A 22,614-nucleotide genomic window follows, 5' to 3' on the forward strand; every position below is an offset into this window, starting at 1 on the left:
GCTCGTGACCTTCACCGCCCAGGGGAACCGGGAGATCACTCGCGGCCGGCGCTCTCGCGTGGGCCGGGACGTCCGGGAGAGGCGTCCCCGCCGCCGGGGCGGGGACGCCTCTCACCGCTCAGGAGGCGCTGGCCTCAGCGTTCTTCGCGTCTGGTGCCGCTGCACCGTCAGGGCGCGCCACCTCTTCGGCACGAGCCTGGGTCATCGATGCCACATCGACGATCTCGGTGATGGACTCGAGCTCGCCGTTGTCGCCACGACGGTTGAAGGTCAGCTCGCCGAGCAGGCCCTCACCCTCGGCACCGACCACGACCGTGTCACCGACGTGCACCTGCCCGAAGAGGATCTTCTCCGAGAGGGTGTCCTCGATGTCGCGCTGGATGGTGCGGCGCAGCGGACGCGCGCCCAGGACAGGGTCGTAGCCCTTCTCCGCGAGCAGCGTCTTGGCTCCGTCGGTGAGCTCGATCGTCATGTCCTTCTCGGCCAGACGCACTGCCAGCTTCGCGATCATGAGATCAACGATCTGGACGATCTCCGACGGCTTCAGCTGCGGGAACACCACGATGTCATCGACACGGTTGAGGAACTCCGGCTTGAAGTGCTGCTTGAGCTCCTCGTTCACCTTCGACTTCATGCGGTCGTAATCGGTGTTCAGATCGCCGCCCGCGGTGAAGCCCATGGAGACGCCCTTGGCGATGTCCCTGGTTCCGAGGTTGGTGGTCATGATGATCACGGTGTTCTTGAAGTCGATCACGCGACCCTGCGAGTCCGTGAGTCGGCCATCCTCGAGGATCTGCAGGAGCGAGTTGAAGATGTCCACGTGGGCCTTCTCCACCTCGTCGAACAGCACCACGCTGAACGGCTTGCGGCGGACCTTCTCGGTGAGCTGGCCGCCCTCGTCGTAGCCGACGTAGCCGGGAGGCGAGCCGAACAGGCGCGAGGCCGTGTGCTTCTCGCCGAACTCGGACATGTCCAGCTGGATGAGGGACTCGTCGTCGCCGAACAGGAACTCTGCGAGCGCCTTGGCCAGCTCCGTCTTGCCGACGCCCGTGGAGCCGGCGAAGATGAACGAGCCACCGGGCCGCTTGGGGTCCTTGAGCCCTGCACGGGTGCGGCGGATCGCCTGCGACAACGCCTTGATGGCCTCGTGCTGGCCGATCACACGCTTGTGCAGCTCGTCCTCCATGTTCAGCAGACGCGAGGACTCCTCCTCGGTGAGCTTCACGATCGGGATGCCGGTCGAGGCGGCCAGCACCTCGGCGATGACTTCCTCGGAGACGGTGGTCACGGCATCGGACTCGCCGTGGCGCCAGGCCTTCTCCTTCTCCTCGCGCTCGGACTTGAGCTGCTGCTCCTCATCACGCAAGGAGGCTGCGAGCTCGAAGTCCTGCCCGTCGATCGCCTCCTCCTTCTTCGTGCGCGCGATCTCGATCTGGGCGTCGAGCTCCTTGAGCTCGGGCGGCGCGGTGAGCCGGCGGATCCGCAGCCGGGCCCCGGCCTCATCGATCAGGTCGATGGCCTTGTCCGGCAGGAAACGGTCGTTGACGTACCGGTCGGCGAGGTTCGCAGCTGCCACCAGCGCGGCGTCGGTGATGGTCACCCGGTGATGTGCCTCGTACTTGTCGCGCAGCCCCTTGAGGATCTCGACCGTGTGCGTCACCGAGGGCTGATCCACCTGGATCGGCTGGAAGCGGCGCTCGAGCGCGGCGTCCTTCTCGATGTGCTTGCGGTACTCCTCGAGGGTCGTCGCGCCGATGGTCTGCAGCTCGCCACGGGCCAGCATCGGCTTCAGGATGCTGGCGGCATCGATCGCGCCCTCGGCGGCACCGGCACCCACCAGGGTGTGGATCTCGTCGATGAACAGGATGATGTCACCGCGGGTGCGGATCTCCTTGAGGACCTTCTTCAGGCGCTCCTCGAAGTCACCGCGGTAGCGGGAGCCCGCCACCAGGGAACCGAGGTCAAGGGTGTAGAGCTGCTTGTCCTTGAGCGTCTCCGGAACGTCCTCGGCGACGATGGCCTGTGCCAGGCCTTCGACGACCGCCGTCTTGCCGACGCCGGGCTCGCCGATCAGAACCGGGTTGTTCTTGGTGCGGCGCGAGAGCACCTGCATCACGCGCTCGGCCTCCTTCACCCGCCCGATGACCGGGTCGAGCTTGCCCTCGCGGGCAGCCTGGGTGAGGTTGCGACCGAACTGGTCCAGCACGAGCGATCCGGCAGGCTGGCCCTCGGCGGGGCCGCCGGCGGTGGCCGGCTCCTTGCCCTGGTAGCCCGACAGGCGCTCGATGACCTCCTGGCGCACGGCCGACGGCTCGGCCTTGAGACGGGAGAGCACCTTGACGGCAGTGCCCTCACCCTCGCGCAGCAGGCCGAGCAGGATGTGCTCGGTGCCGATGTAGTTGTGACCCAGCTGCAGCGCCTCGCGCAGGCTCAGCTCGAGCACCTTCTTCGCGCGGGGCGTGAAGGGGATGTGGCCGCTCGGGGTCTGGTTGCCCTCGCCGATGATGTCGCGCACCTGCTCGCGCACGGCATCAAGGGTGACGCCGAGAGCCTCGAGGGCCTTGGCGCCGACTCCCTCGGCTTCATGGATCAGCCCGAGCAGGATGTGCTCGGTGCCGATGTAGTTGTGGTTGAGCAGTCGTGCCTCGTCCTGTGCCAGAACGACGACGCGGCGGGCGCGATCGGTGAAGCGCTCGAACATGGTCCTCCCCCGTCCGGTGGTGGTGATGGATCGAGACTACGCGCGTTCCTCGTGGATTCCTCGCCTGTTCGCCGCTGGCGTGACGGGCGGCCGACGCATCGCCGATCACGCCGGGCCCTGCCCCTCCCCGCCTCCGTCCTGTCGTGCCCCCGGCCTCCCGCCCTGGGCACGAGGGACCGTGCGGCACCTGCCCCGCCCGGGGCCGCGGTGGACTAGCATCGATCACATCGTGACCGGCACGTACGCCGGTCCAGCGAGGAGTGGGACGCGATGCCAGCACCGCATGCCGTCACGGACAGGGCCATCGATGCGATCAAGCAGATGATCATCGACGGCGAACTTGGTCCTGCGGACCGCCTTCCCCCGGAGAAAGAGCTGGCCGTGCGCATCGGCGTGAGCCGCAACTCCCTGCGGGAGGCCGTGAAGGCCCTGTCCGTGATCCGCGTGCTGGACGTGCGCCAGGGAGACGGCACCTACGTCACCTCGCTCGCCCCGAGCGTGCTCGTGGAGTCGCTCGGCTTCATCCTCGACCTGCATCAGGGTTCGGGCGAGGGGCAGATACTCGAGGTTCGGCGGCTGCTCGAGCCGACAGCCGTCGAGCAGGCCTGCCCCAACCTGAGCGAACACGACTTCGATCGGCTCGAACAGCTGATGCTCGACCTGTCGGCCCACTCCTCGGTCGAGCAGCAGGTGCAGGCGGACATCGACTTCCATCACCTCATCACGAGCCGCTGCCCCAACGTCTATCTCACGTCGATGCTCGAGGGCCTCGCGAGTGCGACCGCCCGGGCCCGAGTCTGGCGGGGTCTCACGGAGGACGCTGCCGTGGAGTCCACGCTGGCCGAGCACCGTCGCATCCTCGACGCCCTGAAGGCCGGCCGCGCCGACCTCGCGCGGGTGCACGCCGCGGCCCATATCGGGGGCGTCGAGAGCTGGATCCAGAAGGGCACCACGGTCGACTGACCGACGTTGCGCCAACGCCACGGTCAGTGTTTATCGGAGGCCGCCCGCCGGTAGACGCGCTCCGCTGTGCCGTGCAGGACCAGCTCGCGATCCGCGACCGGCAGCTCCGCCAGCAGAGCCAGCAGGTCGCCCGTGCCGGAACCGAGATCGAAGGGCACGGGGGCGATCGGCCAGTCGCTGCCGAACATCAGCCGTTCGGGCCCGAAGAGGTTCAGTGCCAGGTCGACAGCGGCGCGGAGATCCTCGCCAGCGGCGTAACCCTGTCCGCTCGTGGACAGGCCCGAGAGCTTCGCGACCGTCGTCCCGTGCCCCGCAAAGCCTCGAAGGGCCCGTTCCCAGCGAACCATCTCCCGCGCATCACCCAGCGGCGGCTTGCCGAGGTGATCGAGCACCACGACCAGACCCTCGATCTCGCCGGAGAGACAGGTCGCCTGGTCGAGATGCCGGGGGAAGGCATCCGGGACATCCAGCGGAAGGCCTCGGCCGGCGAGCAGCGCCAGGCTCTCCCGGACCTCGGGCCGGTCGAGGAACCCCGGATCCGGATCGTCGTGGACCAGGTGGCGCACGCCCACCACCCGGCGCATCGCCGCGACGTCGTCCAGCAGCGTCGCGGTGCGCACGGGATCGTCGAGTGGCAGCCAGGCGACGATGTCGACCCGGCACACACTCCCCTGCTGTGCCTCGAAGAGCGCCTCGATACGCTCTGCGGAAACGTGCATCGCGCGGGTGTCCTCGAGCGTGTCGTCGGCCTGCACCAGCACGACGCGGGTGGTGCCGAGTGCGCCATGCTGCTGCTCTACGTCCTCCCAGCGGGCGTCGCGACGCAGCCCCTCAGATGCGCTGTCGAGCCATCGGTACCCACCGCCGGAGCGGTCCCACAGGTGCAGGTGGGTGTCGGTGATATGGGGCTTCGTGAGAGGGGTGACCGTACGACGAAACGCTCCCGCCTCAGGCATCGATCTGCTCCCACAGCTCCTCGGGAATGTCCTGGCCGATGCGCTCGATGTTCTGCCGGACCTGGTCGGCCGTACGCATACCGAGCACGACCGAGGAGATCGCCGGGTGCCGCAGCGGGTACCGGATCGCGAGATCGGGCAGTTCGACCCCGTTCTCCTGTGCGAGCCCGGCCAGTTCGCGAGCTCGCTCCAGGGATCTCTCCGGGGCGTCGCCGTACTCGTACATCGCCGTATCGGGCACCACGGAGCGCGAGAGGATTCCGGAGTTGAACACCGAGACCGCCACGACCTCGACACCGTGCTCGAGGCAGGCGGGCAGCAGTTCGGCGGCAGCCGGCTGCTCGAGCACGGTGTAGCGACCCGACATCATGACCACGTCGATCAGGTCTGTGCGGACCGCACGGGAGAGCACGTCGGCGTCCTTGGAGCCGACGCCGATGCGACTGACGAGCCCTTCGTCCCGCATCGCGACGAGTGCGGCGAGCGCCTCGTCCATCGAGTGCCCCTCGGGCGCCTCCTCGGGGTCGTGCAGATAGAGGATGTCCACGCGGTCCAGGCCCAGGCGCTCGAGCGACTCCGCATGGCTGCGTCGGATGCCCTCCTCGGTCATGTCCCAGCGGCGCACGAAGTCGTCCGGCACCGCGAACGCGTTCGCCATGTCGTCACCGTCACCGGGCCCGGGAACCAGGAGCCGGCCCACCTTCGTCGAGATCAGGTACTCCTCGCGCGGGTAGTCCGCGAGCAGCGCTCCGAGACGCCGTTCGCTGGTGCCGACCCCGTAGTGGGGCGCCGTGTCGTACATGCGGATGCCGCCCTCCCAGGCAGCCTCGACGGCTCCGCGGGCCTCCTCCTCGGTGGTGACCCGGAAGATGTTCCCGAGCTGGGCCGCACCGAAGCCGAGCTCCGGCAGGCGTGCCGGTCCGGGACGGCGGTGGCGGTGGCGGTGGCGGTGGCGGTGGCGGGCGGACCCTACGGGGTCGGGAGTTGCGGACTCCATGAGTTTCACTCCTCGAAGATGGTGCCCGGCGGGCTGCTCTGCGCACCGCATGTCTCGCCGAGCCGGAGCTCGATCACCGGCAGCAGGACGTCGGGCCGTCGGATCGGCAGGGTGACGGTCAGCACATCCGGCCCCAGACCGGCCGGGGTCATGTTCATGGCCTGCTGGTCGGGATCGATCGTGCTCAGGACGACCTCGGACCCATCATGCAGGAATCGTGCGAAGCGCACCCGCCCCGACAGGCCGGGAAGGTGGAGGTGCTGCATCGGCCAGGTCGTCAGGTGCACGTACACCCGATCACCACGTCGGGTCAGCACCGTGCCCTGCGGCGCCTCCATGCCCTCGGCGGGCCCGGCGCCGTGGACCGATGCGGCGTGCAGCTCCATCCAGTGCCCGATCCGACGCAGGACCTCGCGATCGGCGGTCGAGATTGCGCCGCGGCCGTCGGGACCGACATTCAACAGCAGGTTCCCGCCCTTGGCCACGGAGTCCACGAGCATCCTCACCAGGAGGTCGGGGCTCTTGTGGTCGTGATTGTCGCGGTCGTACCCCCAGGAGCCGTTGGTGGTCTGGCAGGCCTCCCAGCGCACAGGGTCGCCGTCCGCCGTGGTCATCGGCGCCGCGGGCTGGTACTGCTCCGGGGTGACGAGGTCACCAGGGATCCCGAGCCGGTCGTTGACCACGCAGGTGGGCTGCAGCTCGCGCACCATCGCCAGCAGCACCTCGGCGTCCCAGTCCTCGGGCCCCTTGCCGTCCCGTTCAGGGTTGGTGAAGTCGAAGAAGAGGTAGTCGATCCTCCCGTAGTTCGTGAGCAGCTCGCGCACCTGGGCATGGAGGTACTCGCGATAGCGGGCCATGTCCCGACGGGAGTTCAGCTCCTGGACGTCCTCCCGGTCGCGCAGCGGATGGCTGACATCGATCGTGAAGTCCGGATGCGCCCAGTCCAGCAGGGAGTGGTAGAACCCGACGTGGAGACCTTCGGCGCGCAGGGCGTCGACGAACTCGCGCACCAGGTCACGACCGCAGACGTCCGGCGCCGAGTAGTCCGTGTGCTCCGTCTCGAACAGGCAGAAGCCCTCATGGTGCTTGGTCGTGAGCACGGCGTATCGCATCCCGGCCTCGCGGGCCCGGCGGGCGATGTCCGGGGCGTCGAAGCGGTCAGGGTCGAAGAACTCCGCATAGCTGCTGTAGTCCTCGAGGGTGCGATGCTCGCGTGTCATCGACCATTCGTGGCGCGCCGGGATCGCGTAGAGGCCGAAGTGGACGAACAGCCCGAACCGGGCCTCGTCGAACCAGGAGTGGGGGTCCCCGCCGCCGTCACCGGGGCGGGACGCTGTTGAGGGTGCATCGATGCTGTTCACGGGACGAGCTCCTTCCAGACCGGGCCGTCCGGGAAGCGGTGATCCGCGATCGATCCGGCATGCATACGGGCTCCGATGCCGGGCTTCTCCGGCGGGAGATATCGGCCGCGCTCCAGCCTCACGGGTTCGACGAAGTGCTCGTGGAGGTGGTCGACATGCTCGATACGGCGATCCTCGAGGGAACCGCTGATGGCGACGAAGTCGACCATCGACAGGTGCTGGACCATCTCGCACAGCCCCACTCCTCCTGCGTGAGGGCACACAGGCACCCCGAACTTGGCGGCCAGCAGCAGGATCGCGAGGTTCTCGTGGACTCCCCCGACCCGCGTCGCGTCGATCTGGACGATGTCCACCGCCCCGGCCTGGAGCAGCTGCTTGAACATGACGCGATTGTGCACGTGCTCGCCGGTCGCCACCCGGATCGGCGCGATGCGCCGGCGGATCTCGGCGTGCGCAAGGATGTCATCCGGGCTGGTCGGCTCCTCGATCCAATACGGATCCTGGGGACGGAGGGCATTCATCCAGTGCTCGGCTTCGTCGACCCCCCAGCGCTGGTTGGCGTCCGCCGCGATGGGGAAGCCCTCCCCCAGCACCTCGCGGGCGATCGAGAAGCGCCGGATGTCGTCCTCGAGATCCGCGCCGACCTTCAGCTTGACCATCTCGAAGCCACCGTCCACGGCTTCTCGGAGGAGCCGCTCGAGCTTCTGGTCGTCGTACCCCAGCCACCCGGGGGTCGTCGTGTAGGCCGGGAAACCCTGTGCCTCGAGCTCTGCGATCCTTTCCTGGCGACCGGGAACTGCGCGCTCGAGGATCTCCAGCGCCTCCTCTCGCGTGAGGGCGTCCTCGAGATACCGGAAGTCGACGAGACCGACGAGCTCGCGGGGAGACAGATCCGCCAACAGCCTCCAGAGCGGCTTCCCCTCGCGTTCGCAGCGCAGATCCCAGAGGGCGTTGACGACCGCACCGATCGCCATCTGCATCACACCCTTCTCCGGCCCCAACCAGCGGAGCTGGGAATCGGCAGTCATCGCCGCCCCGGCAGCTCCGAGATCCTCGAGGACGTCGTCGACGTCCCGGCCGAGCAGATGATGGGACAACGCACGGATTGCCGTCGCCTGCACGTCGTTCCCCCGGCCGATCGTGAAGACCAGGCTCACGCCGCTCTCGCCGTCGGAGGTCCTGACCTCGAGATAGGCGGCCGAATAGTCAGGGTCCTTGTTCATGGCGTCGGAGCCGGCGAGCGAGGTCGACGTCGGGAACCGGACGTCGGTGACGTCGAGGGTCGTGAACGTGGGCATCGATAACTTCCTTGCAGGATGTGGGCCCTGCACGTCCGCGACACGAACGCCACCAAGACCTCGGATGTCTACCGAGGCTACCGCAGCACGCCACATCGACCCAAGCTTTCAGGAAACCGCCCCCTTCTGTCAGATTTCCAGGTCACGACACTTTCGTGCGGTGTTTCGTAGATCTAGGCGAAAAACAGGGCCCCAATAATCGGAAACTCTTGCCGCACCCATCGGGCCTATGCCATAGTCCGTGTGTCCCACTCCACAATCGATCAGCGCCGACCGAGGAGCCCTCGTGAACGATCCCGACCGCACCGATCACCCTTCGAGCCCGCCCTCCCTCGTGGGAGACACGGGCACGGACGACCGCGCGGGGAGCGTGGCCCGCCGGACCTTCCTGGGTCGCTCCGCGGCGCTGGGCGGCGCCGCGATGATCACGCCCGCAGCGCTCGTGGGCTGCGGCAGCGAGGACAGCGCCGGCCAGGTCACCGGCGGAGACGACTACACCCCCGGCAGCGCCGACCTCCAGGTGGAGATCGCTCCGGAGATCGACGGGATCCTCTACCCGGACGACTACGTCGGTCCGCGTGCCCGCGAGCTCGAGCCGTTCGGCGACGGGACGATCGACTTCACGATCCTCAGCCAGACCGATCCCGAGCTCGATCTCGCCACGAACTACTACTCGACCCTCCTCGAGCAGACGACCGGGGTGAAAGCGTCGTACGTGACGGTCCCCGCCGGCGAGGACGGCAAGACGAAGGTCAACGCGATCGTTGCCGGCGGCGAACTCCCCCACGCGCTGATGGTCGGGCAAGACATCTTCAACCCGTCGGAGATCAGCATCTACGGCCAGCAGGGGCTTTTCATCCCCTTGGACAAGCTCATCGACGAGAACGCGCCGCACATCCTGGACATGTTCGACTCGTTCCCGAACATGCGTCAGCAGTACACGGCACCTGACGGAAAGCTCTACGGCGTGCCGTCGATGAACGACTGCTATCACTGCAAGAGCGCGAACGTCCGCACGTGGATCAACCAGGACTGGTTGAAAGGGATCGGGGCGAGCTCGCCCGAGACTCTCGAGGAGTACGTCTCCGTGATGGACGAGTTCCGTGCGTTCTCCGGCAGGCCCGACGCCTCAGTGCTGACCACAGCCGATGCGGACACGATGCTCCAGCTGTTCCAGTTCTTCCTGGGGTCGTTCCTCGAGATCCCCGACCTCTGGCTCCGGCGCACCGGATCGACTCTCGAATGGCATCACCGGGATCCCGCCTTCCGCGCCGGGATCGTCTGGATCCAGGAGCAGTTCGCTGCCGGGAACTTCGATCCCGGGATCTTCTCGAACACGGCTGAGCAGTACCAGAAGCTCGGCGACGGACCCGACGGTCCCCGCTTCGGCGTCGGCTACGGGTACTCCACCTACCAATTCAGCGCCGCTGCCGACTACACCGATCCCGACAGCGCCGCCCTGATCATGACACCGCTCGCACCGATGGCCGGTCCTGACGGGGTTCGCACGGCTCAGTGGGATCACTTCTCCTACGGGTACCTCAACTACGTCATCACCCCGGAGTGCCCGGACCCGGTGCAGCTGATCCGGTGGGCCGATTACCAGTTCGAGCTCGGCCTGACCATTTCTGGAGGGCGCGGCGAGCAGGGAGTCGGATGGGACTTCGCCTCCGAGGGGCAGATGGGCATCGACGGCCAGCAGGCGGTCTACGAGGTGCTTCCGACGCCGGAGGACCTCAAGAACACTGCCTGGCGCGAATGGGGTCCTCTGTACAAGTCGATGTCGCAGCGCCATGGCGAGGTGGTCCAGGAGTCCAACCCCTCCGTCGAGCCGATCCTCTTCCGTGCCGCCGAGCTCTACGAGCCCTTCGCCACGCCCGAGGAATCCGGGGTCCCCCCTCTGGTCCTGGACATGGACCAGTCCGCCCAGATCGGCGAGATCACCACCAACCTCGAGAGTCATCTGAAGCAGGCCATGGCGGCCTTCGGGACGGGCGCCAAGGACGCGAGCGACGACGCCGACTGGGACGAGTACATCGCCACGGCGTCCTCGATCGGCATCGACACCTACACCGAGATCCATCAGGCGGCGTACGACGCCCAGAACGGATGAGACCGCTCCGAGCCCCCGCCCTTCCTTCCCCTGCAGATCCCGGCAGAGAGGTTCCCTCACCATGACAGTTCACGCCACCGCAGAGGTGCGCGCCCACCGGCACATCAAGGACCCGCGGTCCGACCGCATCCTGAACGTCGTGCTCCTGGTGCTCCTGACCCTGTTCACGCTGACGATTGTCTATCCCTTCGTGTACATCATCAGCGCCTCGCTCTCGAGCCCGACCGCCGTGTCCTCCGGCGAGATGTGGCTGTGGCCGGTCGGCTTCAGCCTGGACGCGTACCAGGCCGTCCTGGACTATCCGGCCATCACCCGCGGCTTCCTCAACTCCCTGCTGTACTCCGGAGCCGCCATGCTGATCGGCACCGCGGCCACGGTGATGGGCGGCTACGCGTTATCGCGGTCGGATCTCGTGGGCCGGAATGCCTTCACCCTTGTCTTCGTGCTGACGATGATGTTCTCCGGCGGCATGATCCCCACCTACCTCGTGGTGAGGGACCTGGGAATGCTCAACACGATCTGGGCGATGATCCTGCCCGCCGCCGTGAGCGTGTGGCAGCTGATCGTGACCCGCACCTTCTTCCAGACCACGATCCCCCACGAGCTGCTCGAGTGCTCTCGGATCGACGGCGCGAGCGATCTGCGGTTCTTCGCCAGGATCGTGCTGCCGCTGTCCAAGCCGATCCTCGCGGTGAACCTGCTGCTCTACGGCGTGGCCACCTGGAACGCCTACTTCAACGGCCTGATCTACCTCACCGACGAGGACCTCTACCCGTTGCAGCTCGTCATGCGGAACATCCTCCTGGAGAACACCTTCGACCCCTCGAAGATGGCCGGCGCCAACCCCGATCGCATCGCGGAGATGCAGCAGTTGGCCGACAAGCTCAAGTACGCCCTCATCATCATCGCGTCCGTCCCCCCGCTCATCGCCTATCCGTTCGTGCAGAAGCACTTCGTCAAGGGCATGATGATCGGTTCCCTGAAGGGTTGAGAACATGAGCACGGACCAGCAGACATTCGTCGACCAGCTCCGGGTCGAGGACACCCCCTCCGGACGCAGGAAGCACTCGGCGTCCCCGATCGCCGGCCAACGCACCACCCCTCTGTCGAAGAAGCTGAAACGCTCCTGGCAGCTGTACCTGCTTCTCCTGCCTGCAGTGATATGGGTGGTCCTGTTCGCGTACTGGCCGATGTACGGCATCCAGATCGCGTTCCGTGACTTCACCCCGGTCGGAGGCATCACGGGATCGGACTGGGTCGGGCTGAAGCACATCGAGAAGTTCGTGACCAGCTACAACTTCTGGCCGCTGCTGAGCAACACGCTCATCCTGGCCTTCTACGAGCTGATCGCGGGGTTCCCGATCCCGATCATCCTGGCTCTCGCCCTGAATGCGGTGCGGCAGAAATACTTCTCGCGGATCGTGCAGCTGATCACCTACGCCCCGAACTTCATCTCGATCGTGGTCGTCGTCGGCATCCTCGTCATGCTGCTGGATCCGCAGATGGGCATCGTCCCCCACGCCTTCGAGTTGCTGGGGCTGACCCCGCCCGCGTTCCTCACCGATCCCGGATGGTTCCGACACACCTACGTGTGGTCGGGGATCTGGCAGACCGCAGGATTCAGCGCCATCATCTATCTTGCCGCACTGACATCCGTGCCGCCCGAGCTGCATGAGGCGGCCAAGGTCGACGGGGCCACGCACGTCCGCCGCATGTGGCACATCGATGTGCCGGCGATCCTCCCGATCGCCATCGTCCTGATGATCCTCAACGTCGGATCGATCATGAGCGTCGGTTTCGAGAAGGTCCTCTTGATGCAGAACCCCCTGAACCTCGTCACCTCCCAGGTGATCGACACCTACGTCTACGAGGTCGGGCTGAAGAGCCCGATCCCCCAGTACAGCTACGCGACCGCCATCGGACTCTTCCGTAGCGTGATCGGCCTGATCCTGCTGGTCACGGTGAACTCTTTGGCCAAGCGCGTGACGAAGGCCGGCCTGTTCTGACCTCCGCACCAGCCGTCGCCACCCATTGTCACCACCACCACTCCGCTCGACGAGACAAGGAACCATCATGCCCGCCAATCCGCTCCACGTCCCTGACGACGCACTCCATGACCATCCCCTCCGCCGACGCTCTGTCCTCGCCGGGCTCGGTGCCGGGCCTGCCTTGGCTCTGCTCGCGGGGTGCTCGACGGACAGCGGCGAGGGCCCCAGCGAGGTACCGCAGGTCGAGTACGAACAGGGCTCCTCGACGCTCTCGGTCGAACTTGGTCCGGAGATCGACGGGGTTCCCTATCCCGAGGGATATGTGGGACCCAAGGCGCGAGAGTCCGAGCCGTTCGGTGACGGGTCCACGGAATTCACCGTGCTCGCCCGCAGCGAAGCCGGGCTGGATCTCGCGACCAACGCCCATTCCCTGCACCTCGAGGAGAAGACCGGGGTGCGCATCACCTATCAGACGGTCCCACCGGGCGAGGAGGGGTCCCCGAAGGTCAATGCGATCATTTCCAGCGGGGATCTACCCGACGCGATGATGCTGGGGCCGGAATGGATGGGCGGATTCACGAAGAGCCAGCTCTACGTCTACGGCTCGCAGGGGCTCTTCCAGCCTCTCGACAAGTTGATCGACGAGGTCGCTCCCCAGCTGCAGGAGCTCTTCGAGCAGAACCCGGACTTGCGCGCTTCCTGGACGGCTCCCGACGGTGCGATGTATGGGATCCCTGCGGTCAACCAGTGCTACCACTGCGCAGCGTCAGCCTCGCGCACCTTCGTCCACCAACCGAGCTTGGAGGCCGCCGGATGGACCGAGCAGCCGACCACGCTCGACGAGTTCGAGCAGATGCTGCGCGACATGAAGTCCGCGAAACCGGACATCCTGCCGTTGAGCGGCGACAAGGACAATATTCCGTTCGCGCTCATCAGTGCCGCCCACCTCGATCTGGGTATCGATCGGCTCCGCAAGGACGGCGACACCATCGTCTATACCCCGTCGGACGAGAAGTTCCGCGAGGTGCTCGCGGTGGCGGCCCGACTGGTTCGTGACGGCCTCCTGGACCCCAACACGTTCACTCGCGACAATGAGCAGTTCAAGCGCCTCACGATGGATCCGGCCGGTTCGCGTGTCGGGGTGGCACAGATGCCGCACCATCACGCACTGATGGACGTGGACTACTACGACCCGAAGTCCCTCTGGTACGAATTCGTCGCCCTGGCGCCGTTCAGCGGCCCTGGTGGCGACCCTGTCATCCCCTGGAACGAGACCCATGGTGATGCCGTCGGGCTGGTGGTCACAAGCGCCTGCTCCGACCCGGAGACCATGGTGCGATGGGCGGACCATCAGCTCGGTCTCCTGCCGACTCTGGAGTTCGGCCATGGGCGGCAGGGGGAGCAGTGGGACTGGGCCGGCACCGATGAGATCGGGATCGACGGCCGCGCAGCCATGTATGCGACGATTCCCCAGAAAGATGGTGAGGCCGAGAACGTGACCTGGCCGGAGTTCCATCCCCACAACTCCAGCATGGATGTGCGCAACGGGCTGGGAGTGGACGAGAAGACCTCGATCGAGCCCGCGCTCTACAGAGCTGGGAAACTGTACGAGCCCTATCGGAACTCGCTCGAGTCGCTCTTCGCTCCCCCGTTCTTCAGCGCGGATCAGGCGGCGGAGATCGGCGAGCTGCGCGCGAACCTGGACAGCCTGTTCGCCCAGAACTCGACGAAGATGTGCCTCGGGGAGCTGGACCCCACTGACGATGCGGACTGGGAGTCCTATCTCGCATCCTTCGAGGCCGCGGGACTCGACCGATACCTCGAGGTGCTGACCGAGGCTGACTCGGAACGCGCCTGAGCGTAACGACGACGACGAGATGGTGCGCTGGCCGATCTCCTGTCCAGCGGGGAGCCCTGAGAGGGATCGGGCTCTGAACAGCCATGGAGTTCAGAGCCCGGTCGTCGTGTCTCGGGACCGACCACGGGACGACGCAGGCCGTCTCGGTCCCGAGCTCCGCTTCCACCGGGTAGCTACAGCGCCCTCCGAGCGTCCCGGCGATCTCGCGCATCTGCGCGGCGGCGGCCAAAACGCTGCGGTCCCGGCGACCTGGCGGCACGAGGATCATCGGGCACGGCGCCTCAGACGTCCGGACGCTCCGTCGTCGCGCGGTAGGCGATATCAGGATCCGGGGTCGGGGCACCCGTCGCGTCGTGGACGGATGCCGCCACGAGGGCTGCGCCCTCACCGCTGAGCTCGACCACGAGCCCCGACGCCCGCACGGCCTGCTCGAGCCGGTGGATGCGTCGCACGCCGATGGTTCCCCCGGAGGCGAGCACGGTGCCATCCTCCAGGAGGATCCGGTGGCCCGTGACGCGCTGGCCCTCCGCGAGCCGCTCGACGAGCTCGATGTGGTCGAAGTCCGTCTCCGCACCCAGATCGATACGAGCACTCGACCCGGAGGCTGAGAGGGCACCCGAGTGAGGGGAGCCGAAGCGCTGCGCGAGCGCCTCTGCGAACTCGTGCACCCGCGCGGCATCGGCCGGATCGATGCGACCCCGGCGGTCCGGCGGAATGTTCAGGAGCAGGTTGGCGCCGAGCCCGATCGAGCGGTCATGGATCGCCAGCAGATGCGACAGCGACTTGGGCTCCTCCCCCGGCTGCCAGAACCATCCCTTGCGCAGGGAGACATCGCACTCCGGCGGCAGATAGACCGCCTCACCGGACTCGACGACGTCGACGTCGTAATTGTTGAGATCCGTCGAGGTCGTCACGTACTCCACGGGGTCGGCGGCCAGGCCGTCCTCGTTGCCCACCCAGCGAATGGTCGCCGGGCCCATGTTAAAGACCATCGCCTGCGGCTGCAGCTCGGCGGCGAGCGCGCCGATGGCGTCCCAGTCGTATTCGCGACCTGCGGAACCCGCGCCGTCGAACCACAGCTCGCTCAGCTCCCCATAGTTCGTGCACAGCTCCCGCAACTGGGCGAGGTAGAACTCGTCGTAAGCGGCGGGCTCCTCGTACTGCGGGGCGTTGCGGTCCCAGGGCGAGGCGTACAGGCCGAGCTTCATCCCGGAGCGGGCGCAGGCGTCGGCGACCTCGCGCACCACGTCACCCGTGCCGCCCTTCCAGGGCGAGGACGCCACGGAGTAGTCGGTGGTGGCGGTGGGCCAGAGGCAGAACCCGTCGTGGTGCTTGGCCGTGAGCACCACGTACTTCGCGCCGAGCTCGTGCGCAGTGCGGATCCATTCGTCGGCATCCAGCTCGCTCGGATCGAAGCTCTCCGGCGTCAGGGTGCCGTCGCTCCACTCCTTCCCGGCGAAGGTGTTGACCCCGAAGTGGAAGAACACCCCCAGTCCGTCGCGCTGCCACGCCAGCTGGGCGGTGCTCGGGACGAGCGGTCCCTGCTGAGCCTGCTGTGTCTCTGGGTCCTGCGAGACAGGTGTCGTCGCACGAGTGGGCTGCGCGTCGTCGCGCGGAGTCGATGCCATACGCCCAGTCAATCAAAGATCGGGCCTTTGCAGGAGGATCCGGTGGCCATGTCTCGCAGTCGATGCCGGAGCTCGGAAGAATACCGGTCCTCTGCGCCCAGACATCGGGCCTCTTGCGCGGCGCACGGTGGAACAGCTCACAGCTGCGCCCGCTACCCTTTCGTCCATGAGTCGATCCGGAGCGCCCGCGGGCCCGACGCATGTCCCCGCGTGGGTCATGCATATGAACGAGATGATCGAGCACGTCTATCTGGTGCTGCGGATCAACATCGTCTGGACCCTGCTCAGCCTCCTGGGTCTGATCGTCGCGGGCATCGCACCGGCCGGGGCCGCCGCAGCCGACGCCTTCATCGCCTCGCGGCATGGAGCCTCGGTGAAGGTGCTGCCGCTGATGTGGGAGAGCTACCGCCGTCAGTTCGTCAGCGCCAACATCCGGATGCTGCCGCTCATGGTGGTCCAGCTCGGCTCGGCATCGATGATCTGGATCCTGCTGGGCGGGGGCACCGCGGACTCGACGACGGCGGTCGTCCTGTCCGGGATCGCCGTCGTGAGCGCCGCCTGGTCCACGGTCAGCGTCGCCCTGCTGATGACGGTTCCGCGGGTCCGCCGCCAGGACCTCGTGGTGGCGTGGCGGCTGGCGATCCTCCTCCCCGGCGCCCTGCCCCCGCGCTTCATCGCCCTGATCCTCCTGCTGGCCGTGTGGATCACCCTGTGCACGTTCCTCTGGCCGATCGCCCTGCTGGTGGGCGCGGCCACGGGGATCGACATCGCCACGACCCTGCTGAGCCGGCGGGTCGAGCTGCTGCTGGAGGATCTCGAGGCCTCCCGCGCCGTCACGGCCTGACGCCTCCCGGAGTCGGCAGACGGGCAGGGGTGCGCCCTCTCGCCCGGTCAACAAGGGATACCCTGGACGCCACGGCCGCCCCGTCGCGCGCGAGAGTTCACGCAGCGCTCCACGGGTGCGCCTCCCGAGCTAGCTGGAACGGAGAGACATGGCAGACCTGGATGTGACCCGTGCGGATGCGGTGCTGATCGGTGGCGGGATCGCGAGTGCCACCATGGCCGCGATGCTCACCGAACTCGAGCCCGACTGGAACATCGTGGTGCTGGAGAAGCTCGATGCGCTGGGACAGGAGTCCAGTGACGGCTGGAACAACGCCGGCACTGGTCACAGCGCCCTGTGCGAGCTGAACTACACCCCGCAGGATGTCGACGGGTCGGTCAGCCCCGCCAAGGCGACCACCATCAATGAGCAGTTCCAGGTCTCCCGGCAGTTCTGGGCCCACCTGGTCGAGAACGAGCGGATCGGCGACCCCGCCTCCTTCATCCATTCGGTACCGCACATGAGCTTCGTGCACGGGATGGAGAACGTCGACTACCTGCGTCGTCGCCACGAGGCGCTGTCCGTGAGCCCTCTGTTCGACCGCATGGAGTTCACCACCGATCATGCTCAGCTGTCCGAGTGGTCCCCACTGGTCACCGAGGGGCGACCGGTCACCGAGACGATCGCCGCGACCTACTCCCCCGACGGGACCGACGTCGACTTCGGGGCGCTGACCAACCAGATGCTCGACTATTCCGGCCGCGTCGGCACCACCGTCTCCACCGGGTCCGAGGTCATCGACCTGCGCCGGATGGGCAAGGACTGGGGCGTCATGGTCCGCTCCACGGCCGATGGCTCGATCCAGGTCCTGCGCACCCCCATGGTCTTCGTCGGCGCCGGCGGTGCGGCCCTCCCGCTGCTGCAGAAGTCCGGCATCGAGGAGATCCGCGGATTCGGCGGGTTCCCGATCTCGGGGCAGTGGTTGCGCTGCACCGATCCCGAGACCATCGCCCGCCACGATGCGAAGGTGTACGGCAAGGCTGCCGTCGGCGCCCCACCGATGAGCGTTCCGCACCTCGATACCCGCTACGTCGGAGGCCAGCGCTCGCTGATGTTCGGCCCCTACGCCGGCTGGTCCCCGAAGTTCCTCAAGAGCGGCAAGTACTCGGACCTGTTCGCCTCGATGAAACCGTCGAACCTCACGCAGATGCTCGCTGTCGCCCCGCCCAACCTCGACCTCATGGTCTACCTGGCATCCCAGCTGGCCGCGACCCGTCACCAGCGCTTCGAGGCGCTGCGGGAGTACATGCCCGCCGCCCGCGAATCGGAATGGGAGGAGGTCACCGCCGGACAGCGCGTCCAGGTGATCGCCCCCGACGCCGCCAAGCACGGCGTGCTGCAGTTCGGCACCCAGGTGATCACTGCGGCCGACGGCTCCATCGGCGGCATGCTGGGCGCCTCGCCTGGTGCCTCCACCGCCACCAGCATCATGCTGGGCATGCTCGAGCGCATGTTCCCCGATCGCATCGAGGGCTGGCGCTCGACCATCACCCAGATGGTGCCGAGCTGGGGCACCAACCTCTCCGACGACCCCGCGGCCGCGCACCGCTCCCTCGAGCTCACTGCCGCGTCGCTGGGTCTCGAGAAGCACTGAATCGCCCCGGACGTGGGGCGGATCGTCCTCGCCCCACTCCGGAAGTCCTCGAAGACCCCGAAGACCAGGAAGAAGGCCGTCGGATGCGGATCTCGCTGATGACCACATGCTTGGTGGATGTCATGACGCCGGACGTCGCCCGGGCCACCGTCACCCTGTTGGAGCGGCTCGGACATCAGGTCGTGTTCGACAAACGTCAGACCTGCTGCGGGCAGATGCACACCAACACGGGGTACTACTCCGAGGCCGCTCCGGTGGTGCGCAGCTTCGTGGACACCTACGAGCCGGCCCTGGAGTCGATCGACGCGATCGTGATGCCCTCGGGATCCTGCGCCGGATGCGTGCGAGAGCAGCACCAGCTGGTTGCGCAGCACGAGGAGGACAGCGAGCTCGAGGAGCGGGCGGCGGCCGTCTCGGCGAAGACGTACGAGCTCTCCGAGCTCCTGGTCGACGTGCTCAAGGTGACCGACGTCGGCGCGTACTTCCCGCACAGCGTCACCTACCACCCCACCTGTCATTCGATGCGCGTTCTCAAGGTCGGAGCGCGCCCCGTGAAGCTGCTGCGCGGCGTCGAGGGCATCGAGGTCAGGAACCTCCCGGAGTCCGATACCTGCTGCGGCTTCGGCGGCACCTTCTCGGTGAAGAACGACGCCACCTCCGACGCGATGGTCACCGACAAGGCGGCCAACGTGGTCTCCACCGGTGCCGAGTTCGTGGTCGCCGGGGACTCCTCCTGCCTGATGAACATCGGTGGCAAGCTGCGCCGCATCGACGCCGCCCCGCGTTCCATCCATCTCGCCCAAGTGCTCGCCTCCACCCGTGAAGAGCCCTTCCTCCCGTCCGAGACCATCCTGGGGAGGGCCTCATGAGCACCGTCGACCTCGGTATCCCATCCGTCCGCCCGCAGCATGCCTCCCCGTCCTCGAACCTGCGCGGGGAGCAGTCCTTCCCCGACGCCGCGCGTGACGAGCTCGGCAACGAGGTCCTGCGCGGAAACCTCCGTCACGCCACCGCCACCATCAACGGCAAACGCGCCTCGGCGGTGCGCGAGGTGCGCGACTGGCAGAAACTGCGCAACGCGGGCAGTGCCCTGAAATGGCAGGTCACCGATCATCTCCCGGAGCTGCTCGAGCAGCTCGAGGAGTCGGTGACCGCGGCCGGTGGCGTGGTCCACTGGGCCCGCGACGGCGACGAGGCCGGGGAGATCATCACCCGTCTGGCCCTGGAGCGCGGGGCCGAGGAGGTCCTCAAGGTCAAGTCGATGGCCACCCAGGAGATCGACCTCAACGAGACCCTCGCCCACGCCGGGATCCGGGCCATCGAGTCCGACCTCGCCGAGCTCATCGTGCAGCTGGCCGAGGACACCCCGAGCCACATCCTGGTACCCGCCATCCACCGCAACCGGGCCCAGATCCGTGAGATCTTCCTGGCTGCGATGCCGGATCTGGATCCCTCGATCACCGACGACCCGCCGGAGCTCGCCGACGCCGCCCGACGCTTCCTGCGCGAGAAGTTCCTCGACATGCCCGGGTCCGTCGCGATCTCCGGGGCGAACTTCGCCGTCGCCGACACCGGCACCCTGGTGGTCGTCGAGTCCGAGGGCAACGGCAGGATGTGCCTCACCCTGCCCAAGACGCTGATCTCCGTGGTCGGGATCGAGAAGATCATCCCGTCCTTCCAGGACCTCGAAGTGTTCCTGCAGCTGCTGCCGCGCTCGTCGACCGGGGAGCGGATGAATCCGTACACGACGCTGTTCTCGGGCGTCACCCCCGGAGACGGTCCCGAGGAGTTCCATCTCGTCCTGCTCGACAACGGTCGCAGTGCGGTGCTCGAGGATCCCGAGGGCCGCAGCGCACTGCATTGCATCCGTTGTTCGGCCTGCCTGAACGTGTGCCCGGTGTACACCCGCACCGGGGGCCACGCGTACGGCTCCACCTACCCCGGCCCCATCGGTGCGATCCTCTCGCCGCAGATGACCGGTATGGACGGGCCGGACGACCCGAACACTTCGCTCCCGTATGCCTCGAGCCTGTGCGGTGCCTGCTATGACGTGTGCCCGGTGAAGATCGACATTCCCAAGATTCTCGTGCACCTGCGCGCCGAGGACGTCGACCAGCGCCGCGAGACCAAGGGCGAGTACCACGGCACCTGGGACATGGCGATGAAGGGCGCGAGCAAGCTCATGTCCTCGCCGCGCGCCTACGATGCTGCGGTGCGATCTGCCGGGCCGCTGTCGAAGGTGCTGCCGGGCGCGAACATCGGCAAGCTTCCCGGCATCCTGCCGCTGGTGCCCGGGTGGACCGACCATCGCGACCTGCCCAAGCCAGGGCAGTCCTTCCGCAGCTGGTGGGATGCTCGCGAGAAGGATGCTGCGATGCAGCCGGGCTCCGACGACGACGCCACCGCCCCAGGTGCCGGCCCCGCGTCCTCCACCACCGAGGAGCAGTCATGAGCGAGTGGGCCGACCAGCGTCCCGCCCACACGCCCGGGATGAGCGCGAAGGACGAGATCCTGGCTCGTGTGCGCGCGGCGCTGGATGTCCCGCGCCGCGACGAGATCACCGAGGCGCAGGACGTGCCCCGCGCCTATCAACGCGCCGACGACAAGCAGGAGATCTCCACGGATCGGGCGAAAGTGCGTGACGTGCTCGTCCAGCGGCTCGAGGACTACACCGCCGTCGTCCACCGGACCACCTTCGACGGCGCCCCTGCAGCCATCGCGGCAGCCCTGGGCGAGGCCGCACGCGTCATCGTGCCCCCCGGCGTCCCCGCATCCTGGACCGATGATCTCGATCCTGAGGTCACCCGGGACGACGGCACGCTCTCGCCCCGCGGGCTCGATGCGATCGACGCAGTCCTCACCGGCTGCCACACCGCGATCGCTCTGACCGGCACGATCGTGCTGCGGGGCGACGACCTCGGGGGGCGTCGCGCCGTCTCCCTGGTCCCGGACCATCACGTCGTGGTGGTCGAGGCGGAGCAGGTGGTGCTCGGCGTGCCCAAGGGCATCGAGCGTATGGGCACCGATCCCGGCGCCGCCTGGACGATGATCTCCGGTCCGAGCGCCACCAGCGACATCGAACTCAGTCGGGTCGAGGGCGTGCACGGGCCGCGTCGACTCGACGTCGTGCTCATCGAACCCGCCCCGGAGCCGACCCCCGAGCAGGACACCGATCCACGAGCCCAGGAGCAGACTGCATGAGCGAGCACGCACCCACCGACAGCACCAGCACGCCGGACCCCGGTGCCGCGCGGGACCGTGGCGACCTGTTCACCCTGGTCGCCGGTCCCTATCAGGCCGAGGTCTCCGTCGTGGGCGCGATCCTCGAGTCGCTCACGATCGCCGGCCGCGATCTGCTCGTGCGCAATCCTGCCCAGGGACCCATGCAGTTCTATCGGGGTGCTGTCGTCGCTCCCTGGCCCAACCGCATCGGGGACGGGGCCTACACGTGGGACGGCCAGGAGATCCAGGCCGCCCTCACCGAGCCCGAGCGAGGAAACGCCCTGCACGGCTTGGTCTCCTTCGCACCGTTCACCCCGGTCTCCATCGCCGCGGACGAGATCACCCTGCGCCTCGAACTCTTCCCGAGCCCCGGATACCCGTTCCACCTCCTGTTGACGGTCCACCACGCGCTGCACCCGGACTCCGGGCTCACCACCACCGTCGCAGCGCGCAACATCGGCCGCCAGGACGCCCCGTACGGAGTGTGCCCGCATCCGTATCTCGTGGCCGGACCGGAGCCCTTGGACGAGTGGTCGCTGCAGGTCGACGCGGGCACCGTGCTCACCGTCACCGAGGACCGCCTGCTGCCCACAGGAACCGAGCCCATCGCACCCGGCAGTGCCTTCGACTTCCGCTCGGCCCGCGTCATCGGCTCGCTGTTCATCGATCATGCCTTCACCGACCTCGGCCGGGACCGGCACGACCAGCTGTCGGTCGCCGTCACCGCCCCTGGCGGCACCGGTGTGGAGCTCACGGCCGGTGACAAGTGCGGCTGGCTGCAGGTGCATACCGGAGATCGGCCGGAGCCGGAGAACAACCGCCTCGGTCTCGCCGTCGAGCCGATGACCTGTCCCCCGGATGCGTTCCGCAGCGGCACCGACGTGGTGCGCCTGGCCCCCGGACAGGACCATGAGGTGGCCTGGTCGATCCGGGGCTGGTGAGCCGCCGCCGAGCCTGAGACCGGCTCCTTCCGGACAGCGTCGCAGCCGGGCCGCGCGCCGAATCCCGTGCTCGTGCCCCTGCCCCAGCACACGCGAAAGCCCGTCGCCAGC

General features: G+C 67.5%; 17 protein-coding genes. 11 read left to right on the forward strand and 6 right to left on the reverse strand.

Going from position 1 to position 22,614, the window contains the following annotated elements:
* Positions 1 to 118: 118 nt before the first annotated feature.
* Positions 119 to 2,701: an ATP-dependent Clp protease ATP-binding subunit gene (locus INT51_RS15325; RefSeq protein WP_193106205.1), complete on the reverse strand. Its 2,583-nt coding sequence runs from the start codon at positions 2,699 to 2,701 to the stop codon at positions 119 to 121.
* A 270-nt stretch (positions 2,702 to 2,971) separates the two neighbouring features.
* Here INT51_RS15325 and INT51_RS15330 point away from each other — a divergent pair, with 270 nt between their 5' ends.
* Positions 2,972 to 3,664, forward strand: a complete 693-nt coding sequence (locus tag INT51_RS15330; protein WP_193106206.1) for a FadR/GntR family transcriptional regulator — start codon at positions 2,972 to 2,974, stop codon at positions 3,662 to 3,664.
* 23 nt (positions 3,665 to 3,687) lie between these two features.
* Here the strand turns inward: INT51_RS15330 and INT51_RS15335 are convergent, their stop codons facing one another.
* The 4 genes from INT51_RS15335 to INT51_RS15350 are packed head-to-tail and all read right to left on the reverse strand — an operon-like array spanning position 3,688 to position 8,276.
* Positions 3,688 to 4,620: an amidohydrolase gene (locus INT51_RS15335; protein ID WP_193106207.1), complete on the reverse strand. Its 933-nt coding sequence runs from the start codon at positions 4,618 to 4,620 to the stop codon at positions 3,688 to 3,690.
* On the reverse strand, positions 4,613 to 5,617 hold the full coding sequence (locus INT51_RS15340; RefSeq protein WP_193106208.1) for an aldo/keto reductase: 1,005 nt from the start codon (positions 5,615 to 5,617) through the stop codon (positions 4,613 to 4,615). Before INT51_RS15340 ends, INT51_RS15335 begins: the two co-directional genes overlap by 8 nt.
* A 5-nt stretch (positions 5,618 to 5,622) precedes the next feature.
* Entirely contained in the window at positions 5,623 to 6,969 is a 1,347-nt protein-coding gene (locus INT51_RS15345) for an alpha-L-fucosidase (RefSeq protein WP_193106267.1), read from the reverse strand.
* Between the two features lie 5 nt (positions 6,970 to 6,974).
* Positions 6,975 to 8,276 (reverse strand): enolase C-terminal domain-like protein, encoded by a 1,302-nt coding sequence (locus INT51_RS15350; protein WP_193106209.1) that lies wholly within the window; start codon positions 8,274 to 8,276, stop codon positions 6,975 to 6,977.
* Positions 8,277 to 8,562: 286 nt separating this feature from the next.
* On the opposite strand from INT51_RS15350, the gene INT51_RS15355 reads away from it, so the two are divergent.
* The 4 genes from INT51_RS15355 (at position 8,563) to INT51_RS15370 (ending at position 14,235) form a co-directional block, all read left to right on the forward strand.
* Positions 8,563 to 10,389 carry a hypothetical protein gene (locus INT51_RS15355; RefSeq protein ID WP_193106210.1) on the forward strand — a complete coding sequence of 609 codons (1,827 nt, stop codon included), beginning with the start codon at positions 8,563 to 8,565 and terminating at the stop codon, positions 10,387 to 10,389.
* A 61-nt stretch (positions 10,390 to 10,450) separates the two neighbouring features.
* Positions 10,451 to 11,380 (forward strand): carbohydrate ABC transporter permease, encoded by a 930-nt coding sequence (locus INT51_RS15360; RefSeq protein WP_193106211.1) that lies wholly within the window; start codon positions 10,451 to 10,453, stop codon positions 11,378 to 11,380.
* 4 nt (positions 11,381 to 11,384) lie between these two features.
* Positions 11,385 to 12,395: a sugar ABC transporter permease gene (locus INT51_RS15365; RefSeq protein WP_193106212.1), complete on the forward strand. Its 1,011-nt coding sequence runs from the start codon at positions 11,385 to 11,387 to the stop codon at positions 12,393 to 12,395.
* Between the two features lie 67 nt (positions 12,396 to 12,462).
* Positions 12,463 to 14,235: an extracellular solute-binding protein gene (locus INT51_RS15370; RefSeq protein ID WP_193106213.1), complete on the forward strand. Its 1,773-nt coding sequence runs from the start codon at positions 12,463 to 12,465 to the stop codon at positions 14,233 to 14,235.
* A gap of 281 nt (positions 14,236 to 14,516) precedes the next feature.
* On the opposite strand, the gene INT51_RS15375 is transcribed toward INT51_RS15370, so the two are convergent.
* Positions 14,517 to 15,863 carry an alpha-L-fucosidase gene (locus INT51_RS15375; protein ID WP_193106214.1) on the reverse strand — a complete coding sequence of 449 codons (1,347 nt, stop codon included), beginning with the start codon at positions 15,861 to 15,863 and terminating at the stop codon, positions 14,517 to 14,519.
* A gap of 166 nt (positions 15,864 to 16,029) precedes the next feature.
* Between INT51_RS15375 and INT51_RS15380 the strand changes: the two genes are divergently transcribed.
* From INT51_RS15380 to INT51_RS15405, 6 genes are all read left to right on the forward strand, one after another.
* The gene (locus tag INT51_RS15380; protein WP_193106215.1) at positions 16,030 to 16,707 is read left to right on the forward strand and encodes a DUF624 domain-containing protein; all 678 of its coding nucleotides are present in this window, start codon (positions 16,030 to 16,032) and stop codon (positions 16,705 to 16,707) included.
* Positions 16,708 to 16,855: 148 nt separating this feature from the next.
* Entirely contained in the window at positions 16,856 to 18,340 is a 1,485-nt protein-coding gene (locus INT51_RS15385; protein ID WP_193106216.1) for a malate:quinone oxidoreductase, read from the forward strand.
* Positions 18,341 to 18,423: 83 nt separating this feature from the next.
* Positions 18,424 to 19,209 (forward strand): (Fe-S)-binding protein, encoded by a 786-nt coding sequence (locus tag INT51_RS15390; protein ID WP_193106217.1) that lies wholly within the window; start codon positions 18,424 to 18,426, stop codon positions 19,207 to 19,209.
* Positions 19,206 to 20,792 carry a lactate utilization protein B gene (locus INT51_RS15395; RefSeq protein ID WP_193106218.1) on the forward strand — a complete coding sequence of 529 codons (1,587 nt, stop codon included), beginning with the start codon at positions 19,206 to 19,208 and terminating at the stop codon, positions 20,790 to 20,792. The genes INT51_RS15390 and INT51_RS15395 overlap by 4 nt, the downstream gene beginning before the upstream one ends.
* Positions 20,789 to 21,541, forward strand: coding sequence for an LUD domain-containing protein (locus tag INT51_RS15400; protein WP_193106219.1), 753 nt, complete (start codon positions 20,789 to 20,791; stop codon positions 21,539 to 21,541). The genes INT51_RS15395 and INT51_RS15400 overlap by 4 nt, the downstream gene beginning before the upstream one ends.
* On the forward strand, positions 21,538 to 22,503 hold the full coding sequence (locus tag INT51_RS15405) for an aldose 1-epimerase family protein (protein WP_193106220.1): 966 nt from the start codon (positions 21,538 to 21,540) through the stop codon (positions 22,501 to 22,503). Before INT51_RS15400 ends, INT51_RS15405 begins: the two co-directional genes overlap by 4 nt.
* Positions 22,504 to 22,614 lie beyond the last annotated feature (111 nt).

This window comes from Brachybacterium sp. FME24, from assembly GCF_014897705.1.
Lineage (GTDB): Bacteria > Actinomycetota > Actinomycetes > Actinomycetales > Dermabacteraceae > Brachybacterium.